Origin of the sequence: Neotabrizicola paludis, from assembly GCF_044142105.1 — a bacterium.
GTDB lineage: Bacteria > Pseudomonadota > Alphaproteobacteria > Rhodobacterales > Rhodobacteraceae > Pseudogemmobacter.
On sequence record NZ_JBGTYM010000001.1, the window covers coordinates 210,311 to 230,319 of the forward strand.

18 protein-coding genes and 1 tRNA gene are annotated in these 20,009 nt (G+C 67.1%); 13 read left to right on the plus strand and 6 right to left on the minus strand.

The genetic code is table 11. The features are described 5' to 3' along the window. Nucleotides 1-99 precede the first annotated feature (99 nt). Nucleotides 100-1,155 carry a FliM/FliN family flagellar motor C-terminal domain-containing protein gene (locus ACED67_RS01015; RefSeq protein WP_395539586.1) on the plus strand — a complete coding sequence of 352 codons (1,056 nt, stop codon included), beginning with the start codon at nucleotides 100-102 and terminating at the stop codon, nucleotides 1,153-1,155. 5 nt (nucleotides 1,156-1,160) lie between these two features. Here the strand turns inward: ACED67_RS01015 and ACED67_RS01020 are convergent, their stop codons facing one another. After that, nucleotides 1,161-1,586 carry a protein tyrosine phosphatase family protein gene (locus ACED67_RS01020; RefSeq protein ID WP_395539587.1) on the minus strand — a complete coding sequence of 142 codons (426 nt, stop codon included), beginning with the start codon at nucleotides 1,584-1,586 and terminating at the stop codon, nucleotides 1,161-1,163. Nucleotides 1,587-1,674: 88 nt separating this feature from the next. Further along, the gene (locus tag ACED67_RS01025) at nucleotides 1,675-2,550 is read right to left on the minus strand and encodes an MBL fold metallo-hydrolase (RefSeq protein WP_395539588.1); all 876 of its coding nucleotides are present in this window, start codon (nucleotides 2,548-2,550) and stop codon (nucleotides 1,675-1,677) included. A 210-nt stretch (nucleotides 2,551-2,760) separates the two neighbouring features. On the opposite strand from ACED67_RS01025, the gene ACED67_RS01030 reads away from it, so the two are divergent. The 3 genes from ACED67_RS01030 (at nucleotide 2,761) to ACED67_RS01040 (ending at nucleotide 5,334) form a co-directional block, all read left to right on the plus strand. Then, entirely contained in the window at nucleotides 2,761-3,090 is a 330-nt protein-coding gene (locus ACED67_RS01030) for a TraR/DksA family transcriptional regulator (protein WP_395539589.1), read from the plus strand. Nucleotides 3,091-3,136: 46 nt separating this feature from the next. Then, nucleotides 3,137-3,358 (plus strand): hypothetical protein, encoded by a 222-nt coding sequence (locus ACED67_RS01035; protein ID WP_395539590.1) that lies wholly within the window; start codon nucleotides 3,137-3,139, stop codon nucleotides 3,356-3,358. 128 nt (nucleotides 3,359-3,486) lie between these two features. Beyond that, nucleotides 3,487-5,334: an enoyl-CoA hydratase-related protein gene (locus ACED67_RS01040; RefSeq protein ID WP_395539591.1), complete on the plus strand. Its 1,848-nt coding sequence runs from the start codon at nucleotides 3,487-3,489 to the stop codon at nucleotides 5,332-5,334. A gap of 17 nt (nucleotides 5,335-5,351) precedes the next feature. Here ACED67_RS01040 and ACED67_RS01045 read toward each other — a convergent pair whose 3' ends face one another. Continuing rightward, nucleotides 5,352-5,567 (minus strand): hypothetical protein, encoded by a 216-nt coding sequence (locus tag ACED67_RS01045; protein ID WP_395539592.1) that lies wholly within the window; start codon nucleotides 5,565-5,567, stop codon nucleotides 5,352-5,354. Nucleotides 5,568-5,739: 172 nt separating this feature from the next. On the opposite strand from ACED67_RS01045, the gene ACED67_RS01050 reads away from it, so the two are divergent. Continuing rightward, complete coding sequence (locus ACED67_RS01050; RefSeq protein ID WP_395539593.1) at nucleotides 5,740-5,994, plus strand: DUF2312 domain-containing protein; 255 nt, start codon at nucleotides 5,740-5,742, stop codon at nucleotides 5,992-5,994. 162 nt (nucleotides 5,995-6,156) lie between these two features. Here the strand turns inward: ACED67_RS01050 and ACED67_RS01055 are convergent, their stop codons facing one another. Continuing rightward, nucleotides 6,157-7,029 (minus strand): hypothetical protein, encoded by an 873-nt coding sequence (locus tag ACED67_RS01055; protein WP_395539595.1) that lies wholly within the window; start codon nucleotides 7,027-7,029, stop codon nucleotides 6,157-6,159. 103 nt (nucleotides 7,030-7,132) lie between these two features. On the opposite strand from ACED67_RS01055, the gene ACED67_RS01060 reads away from it, so the two are divergent. From ACED67_RS01060 to ACED67_RS01080, 5 genes are all read left to right on the plus strand, one after another. Then, the gene (locus ACED67_RS01060; protein WP_395539596.1) at nucleotides 7,133-8,788 is read left to right on the plus strand and encodes an ABC transporter permease; all 1,656 of its coding nucleotides are present in this window, start codon (nucleotides 7,133-7,135) and stop codon (nucleotides 8,786-8,788) included. A gap of 43 nt (nucleotides 8,789-8,831) precedes the next feature. Then, nucleotides 8,832-8,907, plus strand: a tRNA-Thr gene (locus ACED67_RS01065). 343 nt (nucleotides 8,908-9,250) lie between these two features. Further along, on the plus strand, nucleotides 9,251-10,054 hold the full coding sequence (locus tag ACED67_RS01070) for a hypothetical protein (protein WP_395539598.1): 804 nt from the start codon (nucleotides 9,251-9,253) through the stop codon (nucleotides 10,052-10,054). Continuing rightward, a complete protein-coding gene (locus ACED67_RS01075; protein WP_395539599.1) occupies nucleotides 10,051-11,724 on the plus strand; it encodes a glycosyltransferase in 1,674 nt (557 codons plus the stop codon). Before ACED67_RS01070 ends, ACED67_RS01075 begins: the two co-directional genes overlap by 4 nt. Next, entirely contained in the window at nucleotides 11,721-12,458 is a 738-nt protein-coding gene (locus tag ACED67_RS01080; RefSeq protein WP_395539600.1) for an SDR family oxidoreductase, read from the plus strand. Before ACED67_RS01075 ends, ACED67_RS01080 begins: the two co-directional genes overlap by 4 nt. A 14-nt stretch (nucleotides 12,459-12,472) precedes the next feature. Here ACED67_RS01080 and ACED67_RS01085 read toward each other — a convergent pair whose 3' ends face one another. Beyond that, the gene (locus tag ACED67_RS01085; protein ID WP_395540446.1) at nucleotides 12,473-12,754 is read right to left on the minus strand and encodes an ArsR/SmtB family transcription factor; all 282 of its coding nucleotides are present in this window, start codon (nucleotides 12,752-12,754) and stop codon (nucleotides 12,473-12,475) included. A 274-nt stretch (nucleotides 12,755-13,028) separates the two neighbouring features. Between ACED67_RS01085 and ACED67_RS01090 the strand changes: the two genes are divergently transcribed. Then, nucleotides 13,029-13,952: a CehA/McbA family metallohydrolase gene (locus ACED67_RS01090; RefSeq protein ID WP_395539601.1), complete on the plus strand. Its 924-nt coding sequence runs from the start codon at nucleotides 13,029-13,031 to the stop codon at nucleotides 13,950-13,952. On the opposite strand, the gene ACED67_RS01095 is transcribed toward ACED67_RS01090, so the two are convergent. Beyond that, nucleotides 13,949-14,854: a LysR family transcriptional regulator gene (locus tag ACED67_RS01095; protein ID WP_395539602.1), complete on the minus strand. Its 906-nt coding sequence runs from the start codon at nucleotides 14,852-14,854 to the stop codon at nucleotides 13,949-13,951. The two genes, ACED67_RS01090 and ACED67_RS01095, sit on opposite strands and share 4 nt — an antisense overlap. Nucleotides 14,855-15,028: 174 nt before the next feature. Here ACED67_RS01095 and ACED67_RS01100 point away from each other — a divergent pair, with 174 nt between their 5' ends. Then, entirely contained in the window at nucleotides 15,029-17,455 is a 2,427-nt protein-coding gene (locus ACED67_RS01100) for a GcvT family protein (protein ID WP_395539603.1), read from the plus strand. 64 nt (nucleotides 17,456-17,519) lie between these two features. Then, on the plus strand, nucleotides 17,520-19,955 hold the full coding sequence (locus ACED67_RS01105) for a GcvT family protein (protein ID WP_395539605.1): 2,436 nt from the start codon (nucleotides 17,520-17,522) through the stop codon (nucleotides 19,953-19,955). Nucleotides 19,956-20,009: the final 54 nt, after the last annotated feature.

Genomic DNA, 20,009 nt, shown 5'->3' on the forward strand with positions numbered 1-20,009 from the left:
CGACGTGCCCGGATTAACCCTTCTGCAAGGGGGCGATGGCTAGGCTGGGCGCGCAGGCGCATAGTGGTGCCGCGCGATGGGGCAGGACGGGCCGCGGATATGAGCGAGATCATCCGGCGCAAGTTGGCGCGCGGGGCCGCCTCGGGCCATGAAGGGGGACCGGGGGCGGATCAGGGCTGGCGGCTGGCCTTCGCGCGCGCCTGCCGCGACGGGATCGGCCTGCATGTCGAGGTGACCGGGCTGCGCCTGGCGCGGCGGGGCCTGGCCGAGTTGCTGGACCTGCCGCCCGAGCGGGCGATGATCGTGCTGCTGGACGGGCCCGGGGGCGGGCTGGGCATGGTCGCGCTGTCGCCCGACCTTCTGGCGGCGCTGATCGAGATGCAGACCATCGGCAAGGTTGCGGCGCAGCCGCCCGCGCAGCGCCGCCCGACCCGCACCGATGCGGCCATGGTGACCGGCATCCTGGACCGCGCGCTGATCGAGCTTGAGGGGATTCTGGCCGAAGAGGCCGATTTTGAATGGGCGGGCGGGTTTCGCTATGCCTCTTTCCTGGAAGACCCGCGCCCGTTGGGCCTGTTGCTGGACGACCAGCCCTATCGCGTGCTTCTGACCGATCTGTCGCTGGGCGAAGCTGGGCGCAAGGGACAGGTGATCCTTGCCCTGCCGGCCGAGGGCAAGGCCGCCCGTCCGGTGGCTCGTCGCGGCGGAAAGACGCCGCCGCGCGAAAGCGGCGCGGGCTTTGCCGCCGCTTTGGGCGAGGCGGTGATGGCGGCGGATTGCGTGCTTGAGTCGGTGATCGCCCGCGTGACCTTGCCGCTGTGCGACGTCATGGCGCTGGAGGCGGGGCAGGTGCTGACGCTGACAGGGGCTGTGCTGGAGAAGATCACGCTGGTCGGCATTGACGGGCGGCCGCTCGGGCTTGCGCGGCTGGGCCAGCATCGCGGGATGCGGGCGTTACGCCTGGCCGATATCGAGGCCAGCGACGGCGGGGCTGCGGGCGAGTCCGGAGAACCGGCATCCGCGCCCGCGATGGACACGGGCTTCGATCCCGGGGTGCTGGACATGGCGCAGGGGCTGGATTTCGGGCAATGCGGTGAAGAGGCGGGGTTCCCCGCCGCTTTCGACCCTGCCCAGCGCTTTCTGGCGACCGGATAGGCGCCTCAGCGTTCGGCCAGCGCCGCGATCTGGCCGCGCAGCGGCTCAAGGTTATAGCCGAAACGGGCAGGCGTCGCGATCAGGTCGTCCACCGGGCGATTGCCGGCCTCGGTCAGCGCCCAGACGATGGACGAGCGGTTTCCGCTGGCGCAATAGGCAAAGACCGGCCCCTTGGCTTCGGCCCGTGCCTGGGCCTGGGCTTCGACATTGGCCATGGTCAGCGCGCCGCCGATCACCGGGTTCGCGACAAAGGTCAGGCCCAGCGCCTCGGCCGCGGCCTGCATCACCGGCGTGTGCAGATGGGGCGGGATCTCGGCATCAGGGCGGTTGTCGATCACGGTCGTATAGCCTGCGGCCTTGATCGCGGCGAGGTCGGAGGGCTCGATCTGCGGCGAGACGGCGTAATCGTCGGTCAGCGGGCGGATGTCCATGGGCGGCGTCCTGTCTGGCAAAAGCTGGTTTTCGGGTCCGCAGACTAAGCGCTGCGGGGCGTGGGCGGAAGACCCCGCCTGTATGGGGTCACAGGCGGTTGACCGGCACTTTCAGATACACCGTGCCATTGTCCTCGGCCTCGGGCATCTGGCCCGCGCGCATATTCACCTGCAGCGAGGGCACGATCAGCTTGGGCATCGAGAGCGTGGCATCGCGCGCCTTGCGCATGGCGACAAACTCGTCGCGGCTCTTGCCGCCGATATGGACATTGCGGGCCTTTTCGTCGGCCACGGTGGTTTCCCAGGCAAAGTTGTCGCGGCCCGGAGCTTTGTAATCGTGGCAGACGAAGATCCGTGTCGTGTCGGGCAGCGACAGAATCTTCTGCATCGAATCCCACAGATCTTCGGCCGAACCGCCCGGGAAATCGCAGCGCGCCGTGCCGTAATCGGGCATGAACAGCGTGTCGCCGACAAAGGCCGCATCGCCGATGACATAGGTCAGGCAGGCGGGTGTGTGGCCGGGCGTGTGCAGCACCTCGCCGCGCAGCTGGCCGATCTGGAAGACATCGCCTTCGCGGAAAAGCTGGTCGAACTGGCTGCCGTCGCGCTGGAATTCGGTGCCCTCGTTGAAGATCTTGCCGAACGTGTCCTGCACCACGGTGATGCGGTCGCCGATGCCGATCTTGCCGCCAAGGCGGTCTTGCAGATAGGGCGCGGCGGAAAGGTGGTCGGCATGGACATGGGTCTCCAGAAGCCAATCGACCCGCCAGCCCTTTTCCCGCACGAAGGCGACCACCTGATCGGCCGAGCGCGTGTCGGTGCGGCCCGAGGCATAGTCGAAATCCAGTACGGAATCGATGACGGCGCAGGCGCTGCCCTGCGGGTCGCGCAAGACATAGGTCACGGTATTGGTGGCCTCGTCGAAAAAAGCGTGCACTTCGGGGTGAAGGTCGGTTTCCGACATGGTCATATCCTCTTGCGCTGTGCCTGACCTTGCAGCGGTGCTGCGGGCCCTTCGGGCGGAGTGTGCCATCCCTGGCCTTAATCTGGGGGCAGGCTAGGCGGTAATGAAACAGATAGCAAGTCTTGAATGTGTTTACCCGATGATGCTTGACCTGCATCAAGGCGCAGGGTGCGGCAATGGCCAAAGATCGCCGCCAGACAGGAGGATCGGATGAGCGCAGATATCCACCCGCTTTCGGCCCGCAAGGCGGCGCTTGAGGCGCGGCGCAACGAATTGGTCGGACGGCTGGCGGCCATCGAGACCGAACTCGATTCGCACAATGATCCCGATTGGGAAGAGATGGCGGTCGAGCGTGAGGGTGACGAGGTGCTTGAGGCCTCCAGCGTCGCAAGCCAGCAGGAGCTTCGGATGATTGAGGCGGCGCTGGCGCGTCTTGCCGCTGGCGAATACGGCTTCTGCGTCAGATGCGGTGCCGAGATCGCGGCGGCGCGGCTGGACGTGCTGCCGTGGACGCCGCTCTGCCGGTCCTGCGCGGCCTAAGGGGCCATGCCGGAGAGGTTACGTCAGGAACAGGGGGGATGTAGAGATGCAGAAGGAAAAATCGGACTCTCTGGCGGTCGGCGGCTTGCTGAACGATTTGGCGCTGGCAAGTCAGGCGGCGGCCTGGGCGACGTTGCAGACCGAAATCCTGTCGCTCGCCGCGCTGTTGCCCAGCCATGGGCTGACGCTTGCCCAGCCCGAGGCCGAGGCGCGCCGCCTGGCCGATGAAGCGCGGGTCGAGGCCAGTTTCGACAATATGCCGGTCTGACCGGGTCGCGCGGCAGCGGCGATGTCGGCCTTTTGCCCGGCTTTTCCCGGCAAAGCCTTGCCAAGCCATGGCTTTTGCTTGTTAACTTCGCGCAAGTCGGCCGGTGAGGGCCGCAGGGCGGGGGGCAAATGACCGCGACGGGGGGCCTTGGCGGCACAGTCAATACTGAACGGGCAGGGCCGGAAGATGCGGTTCTGGTCATCACCTTCGACAATCCGCCGGGCAATGCACTGACGCCGGGGATGCGGCGGGCGATGATGCAGGCGCTGGCCGAAGCGGCGCAACCGGGCCTGCGCGGCGTGGTGATCGCGGGGGCTGGGCGAAATTTCTCGGCGGCGACCTCGATTGACGCGGGCGAGGCCCCGGCCGCGCCGGGAGCACCCTCGCTTGCGGTGCTGTGTCAGGCCATGGACGCCTTGCCCCTGCCGGTCGTCGTCGCCCTGTCGGGCGCGGCGGTGGGGCCGGGGGCAGAGCTTGCGCTTGCCGCCCATGCCCGCGTCGCGACCGAGACGGCGAGGCTGATCTTTCCCGAGGCGGGGCTTGGGCTGCCGCCGCAGGGCGGCAGCACGCAGCGCCTACCGCGTATCGTGGGCGCGGCCGAGGCGCTGGACATCCTGCTCTCGGGGCGGCCAGTTGCCGCGGAAGAAGGGCTGGCGCTGGGGCTGATCGACCAGATGGTTGCAGGCGAAGACCCGCTGCCCGCGGCCATCGCGCGGGCCTTCGCCATGCCGCAACCGCGCCCCGGTGCGGCACGGACCGAGGGGCTTGAGGATGTGGCCGGCTGGCAGGAGGCGGTGACGGCAGCCCGGCAAGAGGCGGCGCGTGGCATCCTGCCAGCGCCGGCGCGGATCATCGACTGCGTTGATGCAGCGCTTTACCTGCCCTTCGAGAATGGTCTGGCGCTGGAAGAGGTCGCCTTTGACGATCTGGCCGAGACAGAGGAAAGCCATGGTCTGATCGCCGCCGCCCAGGCCGAACGGCGGGCGGCCTCCTTGCCGCCCGCAGTGGCCAAGGCCGCGCCGAAGGGGATTTCGCATCTGGCGCTGATCGGTGCGGCGCCGCAGATGGCCCCGGTGGCGCTGATCGCGCTCGGGCGCGGGCTCAAGGTCAGCTGGGTCGATGCCGAAAAGCCGCGCCTGGCCGCCGGGATGCGCTGGGTGGCCGAACGGCAAGAGGCCGAGATGCGGGCCGGGCGTCTCGCCCCGGCGCAAAAGGATGCCGACTGGGCGCGGCTTTCAGGCTTCGCGGATGCGACCGTGCTGGCGCGCAGCGGCCCGGCAGGTCCGGGACTGGCGATCCATGCCGGGGCGGGGCCCGATCTCGTCGTGATGACGCGGCTTCTGCCCGCGGTGCCGCAATTGGTGCTGGGCGGGGCGGAAGGCACGCTCGGATTGGCGCTGGCGCCTTCGGCCCGGATTTCCGAACTCGCCCTGCCGGAAGCGGCCGATTCCGAACAGGTGGCGGCCTCGGTGCAGCTTCTGCGCCGGTTGAACCTGCCGCCGGTTCTGGTGGGCAAGATGCCGATCCTGGGTCGGCGGGTGGCCGGGGCGGGGCGCGCGGCACTGGCGCGGATGCTTGCGCTGGGCGTGCCGAAGCGGCGGCTGGAGATCGCGCTGGACGGGTTCGGCGCCCCGTTTCCGGAACTGCCCGATCCAGAGGCGCCCGCGCCGATGCGGGGCATGGGGGAGGTCGAGGTCCTGAACCGCTGGCTTGCGGCGCAGGTGAATGAGGCGATGCGGATGCTCGATGCGCGCGTCGCACGGCGGCCATCGGATGTCGACCATATCCTAGTGCAGGGCTTCGGCTTTCCGCGCTGGCGTGGCGGGCCGATGCATCAGGCGGCGCAGCGCGGCCTCATGGTCCTGCGCGCCGAGATGCATGGCTGGATGGAAGAGGATGCGCTGTGGCAACCCTGCGCGCTGATCGACCGGATGATCGGTGAGGGGCGGCGGCTTGCCGATCTGGACCGGAACTGACGCCGAGCGGGATGGCGTCAGCCGAGGAAGATACCCAGAACGACCAGCATCAGCCCCATGGCCGAAACCGCCAGCGCGCCCATGTTGATCACCACGACGCGCTGCAACTCTGACCGCATCCCCTCGTCGGGCAGACCCGCGCGGCGGACGCGCAGGGCGCGCATCACGCAATAGAACAGGCCCGCGACGCCGACCAGCGACACAAGGGTACCAACCCAGACCATGGCCTGCATGTGCGGATTCCTTCTTTTCGTTCGTCCTTCCCCCGCTTCTTGGCTAACGGCTGCCCGCCTGCCACGCAAGCGAAGATCGGGATGGGCGGGGCTGAAGTTGGGGGTTGAAGCGGCGGGCGGGGCCGCGCTATCTGCGACGGCCTGATCCGGTGAAACAGCAAGGAGGGCCGCCATGGCCGACGCAACTGACAGCTACGGTATCGCCGCAGACGAGCTGCGCCAGTTCATTGAACGCTTCGAACAGCTGGAAGCCGAGAAGAAGGACATCGCCGAACAGCAGAAGGAAGTGATGGCTGAGGCCAAGGGCCGGGGCTACGACACCAAGGCGATGCGCAAGATCGTGGCGCTGCGCAAGAAAAAGCCCGATGACATCGCCGAAGAGGAAGCCGTCCTCGAAATGTACAAGACCGCGCTGGGCATGTCCTAAGGCCGGGGGCGCTCTGGTCGCGCTCCGCGCCCGGGCCCCGTCCGCCGCTGCAGGCCTTGCGTCCGATGCATCGTTATCGCGTCGGGCCAGACGCATCGCAGGCTGCGCGAGCCTGCTGTCTGCGGGACAGGTCGGGCATGGCTTGGGCGACACCCGGCGCATTCACGGCGCGATGAAGGTAACTCCGGCCATCTGGCAGATCAGTGCCACATCCTCGGCATAACGGGCGGTCATCCTGGCCACCATCTCTTCGGTCCAGCCGGGCAGGGTGAATTCCATCTCGACCTTGTCCTTCAGCGCGAACTTGTCGAGAAAGGCCGAAACGATGCGGCGGCGCTGCTGGATCGACGCGGCAGGATGCGTTGCCATATAGTTCTGCATACGGGCCATCCCCTCGGGCGACATGATGCCGGACAGAAGCTCGTCGGTTTCCTCAAGCTCGATGGCATCGTCGTGGCCCGAGACCGCCTGCAACACTTCTGGCCAAATCAGAGGCGTATCCTCGTCGCACCAGATCACCAAGGGCACGCCCGGGTTCTGGCGCAGGATCTGGCCGACGACATCGGACCAGCGCAGGGCGGCAGGGTCAGAGCCTTCGATAAATTCCTCATAGGTCTTGCCTTTCTGCTTCTCGAACAGAGCAGGCAGGAAAGTCGCCGGGTTGCGGATCGCCAGATGGAATTCGGCCTCGATCTCGGGGAAGATCCGGGTGAAGGCACGGATGCGCTCGCCCGCGAAACTGTACATCTGGCCGCGCAGAACCCATTGCGGAAAGGACAGGAAACTGTCCCAGGACAGGACCAAGCGCTGGGCCAGATCTTCGTCCATGATCTGTTCCAGCACCAGCGCCTGGGTCTCGACCGTGGCAGCGCCGCCCTTGAGCTGCACCGCGGTGTCGCGCAGCAGTTTCCGGTATCGAGTCGGCGCGGGCACGACGATGCCTTGCTGTGCCAGAAGCCCGCGGTTCTTCAGCAGGCAGCGGACCAGCCGCTCTTCATCGGTGCAATGGGCGCCCAGGTGATAGACGATGCGCATGGATCGGGGCCTGCTCGGGTCTTGTTGGGCCGGATCGGCCATTTTCCTCACTATACGGCGTTTTCTTTACAGATACACCGCTTTCCTGTAGGTCGCGGCAACGATGTCTGAGCAAATCCGTCAACTTCCCCGTCGCCTCTCGCTGCGCCTGGACCTGTGGTCGCTTGGCGCCCTTCTGATTGCGGCGCTTGTGCTGGCGCCGGTCGTGTCGGTGGTGTGGATCGCCTTCCATCCGACCGAGAATATCTGGCCCCATCTGGCTCAATCAGTGCTCCCGCGCTATCTGCGCACCACCTTCCTTCTGATGGCGATGGTGGCGGGGCTGACCGCCTGCATCGGCACTGGTGCGGCTTGGCTGGTCAGCATGTATGATTTTCCGGGGCGGCGCTGGCTGGATCATGCGCTTCTCTTCCCGCTGGCGATCCCGGCCTATGTCGGGGCCTATGCGCTGGTCGATGTGCTGGATTACGGCGGGCCGGTGCAGGGGGCCCTGCGCGCGGCGATGGGCTGGACTTCGGCGCGCGACTACTGGTTTCCCGAGACCCGCTCGCTCTGGGCCGCGGGATTGGTTCTGTCGGCAGCGCTCTATCCCTATGTCTACCTTCTGGCCCGAGCGGCCTTTCGCGAGCAATCGGGCTGCACCTATGAGGTCGCCCGCGCGCTGGGGCAGGGACCCTGGGGCCTGTTCCGCCGTGTCGGCCTGCCTATGGCGCGGCCCGCCATTGCGGCGGGCGTTGCGCTGGCGATGATGGAGACCCTGGCCGATTATGGTTCGATCTCGTATTTCGGGGTGCAGACCCTGACGGCGGGGATTTTCTCGACATGGCTGGATGGCGGCAATGCCGGGGGGGCTGCGCAGATCGCCTGCGTGCTGCTCGGCCTGATCGTCACGCTGGTCGCGCTTGAGCGGGTGTCGCGGCGCAATGCGCGCTTTCATCGCGTGGGCCGGTCGCAACGCCCGATCGCCCGGACGCAGTTGCAGGGGCGGCAGGGATGGATCGCCTTTGCCCTGTGCCTTTTCCCCTTTGCCTGCGGCTTCCTGCTGCCGGTGGGCGTAATGCTGTTCCATGCGTCGGAGGCGCCGGCGCAATGGCTTGCGCCGGGGCTTCTGGTGGCGCTCAAGAACACGCTTCTGGTGGCAGGGCTGGCGTCGCTGGCCACGGTGGCTGCGGCGCTGCTGGCGGTCTATGGGTTGCGTCTGTCGGGCCATGCCGCCGGCCGCTGGCTGCTGCCGCTGACGACGCTGGGCTATGCCACGCCCGGCGCGGTGCTTGCGGTCGGCCTGCTGATCCCCCTGGCCGCGCTGGACCACCGTCTTGCTGACGGGATCGAGGCTTTGACCGGCAGCGATCCCGGTCTGATGATCACTGGTACCGCCTTTGCCTTGGGTCTGGCCTATCTGGTCCGCTTCTTCGGCGTGGCGCAGGGCGCGGTCGAAAGCGCCTTTGGCCGGGTCTCGCCCTCTCTGCCCATGGCGGCGCGCTCGCTGGGCCGGGGGCCGGGCGGCGCTCTGCGCGCGGTCTATCTGCCGATGATGCGGGGCTCGGTCCTGACGGCGCTGCTGGTGGTTTTTGTCGATTGCGTGAAGGAGTTGCCCGCGACACTTTTGCTGCGGCCCTTCAACTACAACACACTCTCGACCCGGGTCTTCGAGCTGGCCTCGCTGGAACGCCTGTCCGAAGCCGCCCCCGCCGCCCTTCTGGTCATGGGCATCGGCCTGGCCGCCGTGGCGGTCCTGGCCCGCACCAACCGCGCCTAAACCCTTGCGGGCCCCCCCCGGCCTGGAGTATTGGAGGCGCGCTGCCCTTATAGCTCAGCTGGTAGAGCATCTGATTTGTAATCAGAGGGTCGGGGGTTCGAGTCCCTCTGGGGGCACCAAATTTCTTTATTAATATCAAATATTTAATGGAAATTTTTGCTGCGACCATATATGCCTCCACATTGTGGCTGCACTCCTTCGATGGGTCGGTCGAGAACCACCCGGGCGGCAGCCATGGCAGGTGCATCGCCCGCGCCCTGAAGCTGGGCCGTCTTCGCCGGGTCTAGGACAAATCTCCCTCCGCTCCGCTTGTCCTGCTGGCGTGGCGGCGCCCGCGGCTGGGCGGTGATCCGATCCTGGCGCGGGACAGATCGCGCAGCCTGGGCCAGCCCGGGCGGCGGGGCGGGGCCTTTACGCAAGCCGCCATCCTGCCTAACCATGGCGGCGAAGGGCAGGGGCGGCATGGCGGAACCCACGGAATTGACACGCAAGGCCATGGCCGAGCTGCAACGGCTGGCCACCGCCCCGGCCAGCCCCGAAGCGCTGCACCGCACCCTGCGCTTTCTGGCGAAATGGCGGGCGCAGCTTCTGGCGAATACGGTGGTCCATCACAGCGGCACGCGCCTCCCGTCCGGCCCATTCGCAGGCATGGACTATGCGGTCCGCGCCGCCGAGGGCGCCCGCGCCGCACGTCTTTTGGGAGCCTATGAGGCGAGCCTCGATCCGGTGATCGAGACGATCATCGCCCGCGCCTATCCGCTGGTGATCGATATCGGCTGCGCCGAGGGGTTTTATGCCGTGGGTCTGGCCCGGCGCATGGCGCAAAGCCGGATCCTCGCGCGCGACATCTCGCCTCGCGCCCAGGCGCTGTGTCGCGCATTGGCGGCGGCGAATGGCGTGGCGGATCGGGTCGAGATTGGCGGCGCCATTGACCATGGCGATTTTGCCTTGGCATTGGGCCAGCCCACGGTGATCCTGTGCGATATCGAAGGGGGCGAGGCCGAGCTCCTGAACCCCATCGCTGCGCCCGGGCTTCTGGCGGCGGACATTCTGGTCGAGGTGCATGAAGGCCTGCATCCCGGCCTGACCAATGCCCTGACCGCCCGCTTCGCCGCCAGCCATCGCGTCACCCGGATTGACCGCAGGCTTGCCGTGGACCGCCTGCCCGACTGGGCCGAAAGCCTGTCGGATCTCGACCGGCTTCTTCTTCTTTGGGAATGGCGATCCGCGCCGACGCCTTGGCTGTGGATGGAGCATCGGACATGACCCTGGCCAATGCCGCGATCTGGTATGCGCCCGACGGCTATGATCCGGCGGAAAAGGGCATCAATGGCCGCCGCGTCGCGGGCGAGAGCTTTCTGCGCGGTTTTCTGCGCCATGCCGTAGCCGAGGAAGTCGTCTGCCTGACCCATGGTCCAGGCGACGAACAGCATTTCCGCGCCTTCGCGGCGCGCCAGGGCGTCACCCGTCCGATCCGCGGGGTGCGGCTGGACGCTTCGGCCCGGATCGCGCCGGTCGACGTGATCAGCTATCCCAGCCCCAATTTCGCGACCGAATGCTGGCGGCGCGCGCCTTGGGGCGGGGCCGCCCATGCGATCTGCGGCATCACCCATACCACAGCGACCAAGGCGGTGATGCAGGGTATGTACGACCTGCGCTGCGCACCGCAACAGCCCTGGGACGCGGTGATCTGCACCTCGCGCGCGGTGAAAGCCTCGATCGAGGCGCAGATGGAGGCGACCGACGCCTTCCTTGCCGCGCGGTTTCAGGGCCAGGTCCCGCCGCTCCCGCTGCTGCCGGTGCTGCCCTTGGGCGTTCATTGCGGTGATTTCACCCCGGATGCCGGGGCGGGCGCCGCGCTGCGCGCGCGGCTGGGCATCGGCGAGGGCGAGATCGCCTGCGCCATCATCGCCCGCCTGACCCCGCATGAGAAATTCGATCCGCTGCCGCTGTACCTGTCGCTCGCCCGCGCGCAACGCCAGACCGGGCTGCGGTTCCATCTGCTGCTCTGCGGCCAGTTTCGAGACGATTACGCCCGCAAGGTCTTTGCCGAGGGCGCGCGGGGCATGATGCCCGAGGTGGGCTTTCACATCCTCGATGGTGGCGAGGCGGCGGCGCGCAAGGCCACGCTTGCGGCGGCGCAGATATTCCTTTTCCCGATCGACAATGTGCAGGAGACCTTTGGTCTTGCCCCGGTCGAGGCGATGGCGGCGGGCCTGCCGCTGATCGTGACCGATTGGGACGGGATGCGCGACACAGTGACCGAGGACGTGGGCATCCGCGTGCCGACCGAAGGGCCGCGTGCCGATCTGACCGGTTATCTGGGCCAGCGCCATTTCGGCGGGACGGACAGCTATGTGCAATATCTCAGCCAGCTTTCGGCTCTGACCCGTGTGGATCTGCGGGCCCTGACGGCGGCACTGGTGGCCTTGGGCAGCGATGCGGGGTTGCGGGCGCGCATGGGGGCGGCGGGTCGGGCGCGGGCAAGGGGGCATTACGACTGGTCGGTGGTGATTCCCCAATATCAGGCGCTCTGGGCCGAGCAGGCGGCAATGCTGGCGCGGGCGCGGGAAACGGGCGCGGCCCCGTTACCGCTCGACCCGCTGCGTCTGCCACCGGCACCTGCGCCGGGTGCATTCTTCGCGGCCTATCCCAGCCGCAGCGGCCCCGACACGTCCCGCCGATTCCGCGCCAGTCTGCGCCATGACCGGCCCGATCTGGCGACGACATTCGCCTTGCGGGACTATGCCGGGGTGAAGCGGGTGTTCGAGGCGCCCGCGCATGTCGCCCGGGTGCTGGACGCGCTGGATGCTGCGGGCGAGGCCGGGGCCGAGGCGGCGGAGCTGGGCCGAGCCACGCAATTGCCGGGCCGGGCGCTTTTGCGCATCCTGCTCTGGCTCCTGAAATACGATCTTGCCGAAGAGGTGCCGCGATGACTGCAAAGACAGCCCTGATCACCGGCGCGGGGGCGGGCATTGGCCGCGCCACGGCGCGCCTGCTGCGGGAGGCGGGCTGGCAGGTCGCGCTCATTGGCCGCCGTGCCGAGGCGCTTGAGGAAACGGCGGCGGGCGGCGCGGCACTGATCCTGCCGGGCGATGTGGGCCTGCCGAGCGATGTGGACGCGGCTTTCGCCAGGATCGCGGCCGACTGGGGGCGGCTGGACCTGCTGTTCAACAATGCGGGCATGTCCCTGCCCGGTCGGCCCATCGACGAGATCGCGGTCGAGGACTGGCTGCGCCTGTGCCAGACTAACATCACGGGCATGTTCCTCTGCGCCCGAGCGGCCTTTGGCCAGATGCGGCGGCAAGAGCCGCAGGGCGGGCGCATCATCAACAACGGCTCGGTCTCGGCCCATGCGCCACGCCCCGGATCGGCGCCCTATACGATGTCGAAACACGCGGTAAGCGGATTGACCAAGACCCTCGCGCTGGACGGCCGCCGCTTCGGCATCGCTTGCGGCCAGATCGACATCGGCAATGCGCTGACCGATATGGCGGCGCGGTTCCAGGACGGCGTGCCGCAGGCCGATGGCAGCATCCGCAAGGAACCGGTGATGCCGGTCGAGGATGTGGCACGCACGGTCCTGCACATGGCCAGCCTGCCGCCGGATGTGAACATGCCCTTCGCCACGATCATGGCGCGCGACATGCCCTTCCTTGGCCGGGGCTGACCGGGCTTTCCGCTCTAGGGGCGGCAGAACATGTCATAGACCAGGGTAATGGTGCGCAGAACCTTGGGGTCCTGGATCGAATAATGGATCGTCTTGCCGTCACGCCGCGTCGCGACCAGGCCCTCCAGCCGCAACCGCGCCAATTGCTGGCTGACCGCCGCCTGACGCGACGCCAAAAGCTGCTCCAGTTCGGTCACTGATTTCTCGCCCGAGGACAGGTGACACAGGATCATCAACCGCCCTTCGTGGCTCAGCGCCTTCAGGAAGCCAGCCGCCGCAGTGGCGCGGACGAGCATCTCGTCCGCAGGAATCTGGCCGCAGGGCTCGGTATCCGGGGCAGAGCCGGTCTGCGGCAGGGCGTCGGGGTGTTCAAGCGACATGACAGAAGGCCTTGAGGAAAGACGGTAGGCGGAGAACACATTCAATAGCAGGAATGATAGGGTTTGGCGAGGGTTCCGCAAGGCTGGCTCGCGCCCGGGCAAGACTTCGCCGTCTGGTCCTTTCTGAGGCCCCTTGCCGTGCGCCTGAACTCGCGGCAAGCATGGCGGCGACCCGCCAAGGAGCCTGCACATGACCCGTCTTTCCGCCTTCACCGCCCCCGGCCGCTTCTGGCGCGGCAACCTGCATACCCATTCCACCCGCTCGGACGGGGTGCTGAAACCCGAAGAAGTCTGCCGCCGCTATCGCGACGAGGGCTATGATTTCCTGGCCCTGACCGACCATTTCATCGGGGCTTATGATTATCCGATCGTCGACACCGTGCCCTTCCGCACCAATGGCTTCACTACGATCCTCGGGGCCGAGCTTCATTCCGGTGCCATGGCGAATGGCGAGCTGTGGCATATCCTGGCCGTGGGCCTGCCTGCCGATTTCCCCCCGCCGAACAGCCCGGATTTCGGTGTGCATGAGGGGATGGAATCGGGGGCCGACATCGCCGCCCGCGCCGTGGCCGCCGGGGCCTTTGTCGCCATCGCCCATCCGCAATGGTCCGGCCTGACGCTCGAGGACGCCCGCGGCATCACCGCCGCCCATGCGGTCGAGATCTACAACCATGGCTGCGCCAATGGCTGCGACCGGCCCGACGGCTTTTCGATCGCCGACCTGCTGCTGACCGAGGGCCGCAAGCTGACCCTGATCGCGACCGATGATGCGCATTTCTACGAGCCCGACCATTTCGGCGGCTGGGTGATGGTGAAATCCGAGGCGAACGAGCCCGAGGCTTTGCTGGCGGCGCTGAAGCGCGGCGATTTCTACGCCTCCCAGGGGCCGGAACTGCGCGACGTGCGGATCGAAGGTGACAGGATTGTCGTCGAATCCTCGGCCGTGGTTTCGGCGGTGGTCATGGGCAAGGGCACGGCGGCGAAATCGGTGCATGGCCATTCGATGACCCGCGCCGAGATTCCGCTGGAGCGGTTCCGCAACTCGCCCTGGCTGCGGGTCTCGGTGATCGACGCTGCGGGCAAACGGGCCTGGTCCAACCCGATCTGGCGCTAGGTCCGATCTGCCACTGATGGCAGCTCCGGCCCGCCGCCGACGCGGTTGCGGGCCGAACCTGACAGAAGGTCGGCGGCGATGCGGATCAGGCGGCGGTGCAACCGCGCCGTGCGGTTGCGCAGATGGACGGCGGCATAGACCGTCTGGGTCAGGCGCGGCGCATCCTCGACGAGCCGGAACCTGCCTGTCGCCACCAGGGCGCGGGCGGCGTCTTCCATCACATAGCCGCTGCCGCCCATTTCGCGCAGCAGGGCGGCGACGGTCTGCGACTGGCCGACGGAAAGTGGTGCCTGGGCCAGAAGCGGCGTCGCGCTGCGATGGTCGCGTTCGAAGGCGGGCGAGAAATGGGCAAAGATCGTGTCCTGCGGCGCGATCTGGTTCAGCCGCGTCGCCGAAGAGCTGACAAGGCGGCAGGTCAGCTCTCCCACCGATTCGAAGTGCAGGTCGGGATGGGGTTTCGGCGTGAAAAGCAGGGCGAAATCCTCGGCCCCGATGACAAGGTCCACGGCCATCTGCTGCGAATAATCGGGCTCGATGTAAAACGAGGTCTGCGGCAGGGCCCGGCGCGCCTCGGCGATGAAGCGGGCCAGGAAGGTGCTGGCCAGATCGTTCTGGATGCCCAGCCGCAGGGTCAGCGCCGCCTCGCCCGTCGGCGCGACCGCGCGGCGCGCGGCCACCCATTCCTGACGCAGCATCCGGGCATGGGTCTCGAAGCGCAGCCCTTCGGTGGTCAGTTCCGTGCCGGCGCGCGAGCGGCGCAGCAGCGCGGCGTTGAGCGCCTGTTCCAACGCCTTGATCCTCGCCGAGACGGTGGATTGCGTGACGCCCAGCCGGTCGGCGGTGCGGTTGAAACTGCGGGTCTCGATCAGGTCGAGAAAGGTCTCGATCAGGTCGATTTGCATGGCTTGCCCCCTGGCTGACCCCGGCGCGCTTCGGCCACCGGACCTTCCGAGAATATTTGGACGGAAACGAAGATGTAATCGAAATTTTCGATCAAAGGACGTAGCCCAGCCGAATTGAACGGCGCGGGGCAGCGGCAGATAGTGGCGGCGGAGTCTGGACGGAGGGCGGCGAGAATGGCCGAGTTTGCAAACGCGCGGGTCGCGATCATTGGCGGCGGGGCGGTGGGCGTCTCGGCGCTGTATCACCTGTGCCTGGCGGGCTGGACCGACTGTATCCTTCTGGAAAAGAACGAACTGACCGCAGGCTCCACCTGGCATGCGGCGGGCAACGTGCCGACCTTCTCGTCAAGCTGGTCGATCATGAACATGCAACGCTATTCGGCGCAGCTGTATCGCGGTCTGGGCGAGGCCGTGGGCTATCCGATGAACTACCATGTCACCGGATCGGTCCGGCTGGGCCATAGCCAGGAGCGCTTGCAGGAATTCCAGCGCGTCGTCGGCATGGGGCGGTATCAGGGCATGGATCTGGGCATCCTGGCGCCGGATGAGATCCGCTCGAAATACCCTTTCCTCGAGACGCATGACCTGACCGGCGCGCTCTATGACCCCTATGATGGCGATATCGACCCCGCGCAGCTCACGCAGGCGCTGGCCACCGGCGCGCGGGCCATGGGCGCGCGGATCGAACGGTTCTGCCCGGCGACTGGCGTGCGGCGCGAGAAGGGAGAGTGGCTGATTTCCACGCCCAAGGGCGAGGTGCGGGCCGAGATCGTGGTCAATGCGGCGGGCTATTACGCGCGCGAGGTCGGCAAATGGTTCGGCCGCGACCTGCCGATGATGGTGATGAGCCATCAATACATGCTGTTCGACACCGTGCCCGAACTGGAACAGTGGACGGCCCAGGTCGGGCACAAGCTGCCGCTGCTGCGCGACGTGGATTCATCCTATTATCTGCGGCAGGAAAAGAACGGCTTCAACCTTGGCCCTTATGAGGCGAATTGCCGGGCGCATTGGGTGACGCCGGATGATCCTTTCCCCGAGGATTTCAGCTTCCAGCTGTTCCCTGACGATCTGGAGCGGCTGGAATGGCATATCGCCGACGCCATGGCGCGGGTGCCGCTTCTGGAAAAGGCCGGACTGTCCAAGGTGATCAACGGCCCGATCCCCTATACGCCCGATGGCAATCCGCTGATCGGGCCGATGCCCGGCGTGCCCAATGCCTATGAGGCCTGCGTCTTCACCTTTGGCATCTGCCAGGCCGGCGGCGCGGGCAAGGTGCTGGCGGAATGGGTGACCGAGGGCGCGACGGAATGGGACATGTGGTCCTGCGACCCGCGCCGCTTCACCGCCTATACCGACCCCGACTATTGCGTGCAGAAGGGAATGGAGGTCTATGGCCACGAATACGGCATGCATTTCCCCCATGCCCGCTGGCCCGCGGCCCCCGACCGCCGGGTCTCGGCCGTGCATGACCGGGTGAAGGCGCTGGGCGGCCAGATGGCGCCCTATAATGGCTGGGAGCGGGCCGAATGGTTCGCCAAGCCGGGGGACGATACTTCCTGGGAGGCGACGCAGACCTGGCGGCGCGACGGACCCTGGCAGCTGCGCGTGGCCGAGGAATGCGCCGCCGTGCGCGATGGCGTGGGGGTGCTGTGCTTGCCGGGCTTTACCCGGCTGATGGTCAAGGGGCCGGGCGCGCGGGCGCATGTGTCGGGCCTCACCGCCTCGCGCCTGCCGAAAGAGGGCAGGATCGGCCTGGTGTATTTCGCCGATGACAAGGGCCGGACCGTGACCGAGATGTCCTGCATGGTGCATGGCGACGATGCGGTCGGGCTGATCACCGCCGCCGTGGCGCAATGGCATGATGCCGATGTCCTGCGCAAAGGCCTGCCCGAGGGCTGCGTGATCGAGGATCATTCCGCCGAGGTCGAATGCTTCATCGTCACCGGGCCGAAGTCGCGCGACCTGCTGGCCGGGATCGCCAAGGCCGACCTGTCGCTGCCCTGGTTGTCGGTGCAGGACCGGGCGAAGATGGCCGGGCGGGACTGCGCGCTGGTGCGGGTGTCCTTCGCAGGCGAGCTGGGCTGGGAGGTCCATTGCAGCCGCGCCGATGCGCCCGCGATCTATGACGCGCTTCTGGCCGGGGGGGGGGTGCCCTTCGGCATGCAGGCGCTGAACGCGCTGCGGATCGAGAAGGGCTATCGCGCCTGGAAGGGCGATCTGTCGACCGATTACACCTTGCTGCAAGCCGGGCTGGAGCGGTTCATCGACTGGAACCACGACTTCCCCGGCAAGGCCGCCCTTGCCGCCGAAAAGCAGCGTGGGGTGACGAAGCGCTTCGTCACGCTGGAACTGGCAGCCAGCGATTTCGACGCGCCCTATATGGCGACGGTCTGGGCCGGGGATCAGGTGGCGGGCGAGGTCACGTCCTGCGCCATGGGCTACCGCACCGGCAAGCTCCTGGCGCTGGGCACGGTGCGCAGCGATCTGGCCGTCGAAGGCACGGCGCTGGAAGTCGAGATTTTCGGCGCCCGCGTGGCTGCGAAAGTGCTGGCGGATGAACCCGCCTGGGACCCGAAGAACGAGCGCCTGCGCGCGTGACAAGCGTCCGGGGGCTCTGCCCCCGGACCCCCGGAATATATTGCCAAGATGAAGGAAGCAGGGGATGGCCATTCCCAATACAGCGCGGGCGGTGGTGATCGGCGGGGGGGTCTCGGGCTGTTCCGTGACCTATCACCTGGCCAAGGCGGGCTGGACGGATGTGGTGCTGCTCGAGCGCAAGCGCCTGACATCGGGCACGACCTGGCATGCCGCCGGGCTGATCGGCCAGTTGCGCGGATCGGCCAACATGACCCGGCTGGCCAAATATTCGGCCGATCTTTATCGCGGCCTCGAGGCCGAAACCGGGGTGGCGACCGGCATGAAGCAGGTGGGCTCGATCTCGGTCGCGCTCACGAAGGAGCGGCACGAGGAACTGCTGCGCCAGGCCACGGTGGCGCGGATCTTCGATGTCGAGGTGCATGAGATCTCGCCCGCCGAGGCCAAGACGAAATATCCCCATCTGAACATTGACGGCGTCGTCGGTGCGGTGGCCTTGCCGCTGGACGGGCAATGCGACCCCGCGAACATTGCCATGGCGCTGGCCAAGGGCGCGCGGCAACGGGGGGCGAAGATATTTGAAGGCGCCCTGGTGACGAAGGTGACCACGGCCGGCGGCCGGGTGACGGGGGTCGATTACGACCTTGGCGGCGAGGTGGGGCATATCGCGGCCGATGTCGTGGTCAATTGCGGTGGCATGTGGGGGCGCGATCTGGCCGGACAGAACGGCGTCACGCTGCCCCTTCACGCCTGCGAGCATTTCTACCTGGTGACCGAGCCCGTGGCCGGGCTGGGCGATCTGCCGGTGCTGCGCGTGCCGGATGAATGCGCCTATTACAAGTCGGATGCCGGCAAGATGATGCTGGGCGCGTTTGAGCCCAAGGCGAAACCCTGGGGCATGGGTGGCATCCGGCCGGATTTCGAATTCGACACGCTCCCCGAGGATTGGGAGCATTTCATGCCGATTCTTGAAATGGCGACCAACCGCCTGCCCCTGTTCGAGACGGCGGGCATCCACACCTTCTTCAACGGGCCGGAAAGCTTTACCCCCGACGACCGCTATTATCTGGGCGAGGCGCCGGAACTGCGCGGCTATTGGATCGCGGCGGGGTATAATTCCATCGGCATCGTATCCTCGGGCGGCGCCGGGCAGGCGCTTGCGCATTGGATCACCGAGGGCGAGCCGCCCTTTGACCTTTGGGAAGTGGACATCCGCCGGGCGCAGCCCTTCCAGAAGAACCGCCGCTATCTGAAGGAACGGGTCGGCGAGACGCTGGGCCTCTTGTATGCCGACCATTTCCCCTATCGCCAGATGGCGACGGCGCGGGGGGTGCGGCGCTCGCCCATCCATGACCATCTGGCGGCGCGCGGCGCGGTCTTTGGCGAAGTGGCGGGCTGGGAGCGGGCCAACTGGTTCGCGAAGCCCGGACAAGAGCGGGAATACCGCTATTCCTGGGGGCGGCAGAACTGGTTCGACAACCAGAAGGCCGAGCATCTGGCGGTGCGCGAACGCGCGGGCCTGTTCGACATGACTTCGTTCGGCAAGATCCGGGTCGAGGGCCGCGATGCCTGCGCTTTCCTGAACCGGGTCTGTTCGGCGCAGATGGATGTGGCGGCGGGACGGATCGTTTATACGATGTTCCTGAACGATCGCGGGGGGATAGAGGCCGACCTTACCGTCACGCGGCTTTCGGAGACGGCCTATCTTCTGGTGGTGCCGGGGGCGACGCTGACGCGCAACCTGGCCTGGCTGCGCGCGAATTTGGGCGAGGAATTCGCAGTCGTGACCGATGTGACGGCGGCGGAATCGGTGCTTTGCCTGATGGGCCCGCAGGCACGCGAGCTGCTGTCGCGTGTCTCTCCGAACGATTTCAGCAATGCCGCGCATCCCTTTGGCACGGCGCGGGAGATCGAGATCGGCATGGGTCTCGCCCGCGCGCATCGGGTGACCTATGTCGGTGAACTTGGCTGGGAGCTGTATGTCTCTGCGGACCAGACCGCCCATGTCTTCGAGGCATTGATGCAGGCGGCCCCGGATTTGACGCTGTGCGGCTTGCACGCATTGGACAGCTGCCGGATCGAAAAGGCCTTTCGCCATTGGGGCCATGACATCACGGACGAGGATCATGTTCTGGAAGCGGGGTTGGGCTTCACCGTTTCCCGCAGGAAACCGGCTTTCATTGGCCGCGAGGCGGTCTTGCGCCGGGAGGAGGCGGGGCTGTCGCGGCGGATGGTGCAGTTCCGGCTGGAAGATCCCGCACCGCTCCTGTTCCACAACGAGGCGGTGGTGCGGGACGGCAAGATCGTCGGGCCGGTGACCTCGGGGGCCTATGGGCATTTCCTGGGGGGCGCGGTGGGCATGGGCTATGTGCCCTGCGCCGGGCAATCCGAAGAAGAGGTGCTGGCCTCGCGCTACGAAATCGAGGTGGCCGGTCGGCGGCATGCTGCGGTGGCAAGTCTGGTGCCGATGCATGATCCGAAATCGGATCGGGTGCGCCAGTGATCGGCCCCGGGGCTCTGCCCCGGACCCCGGGATATTTGTGAACTGAAGAAGGGA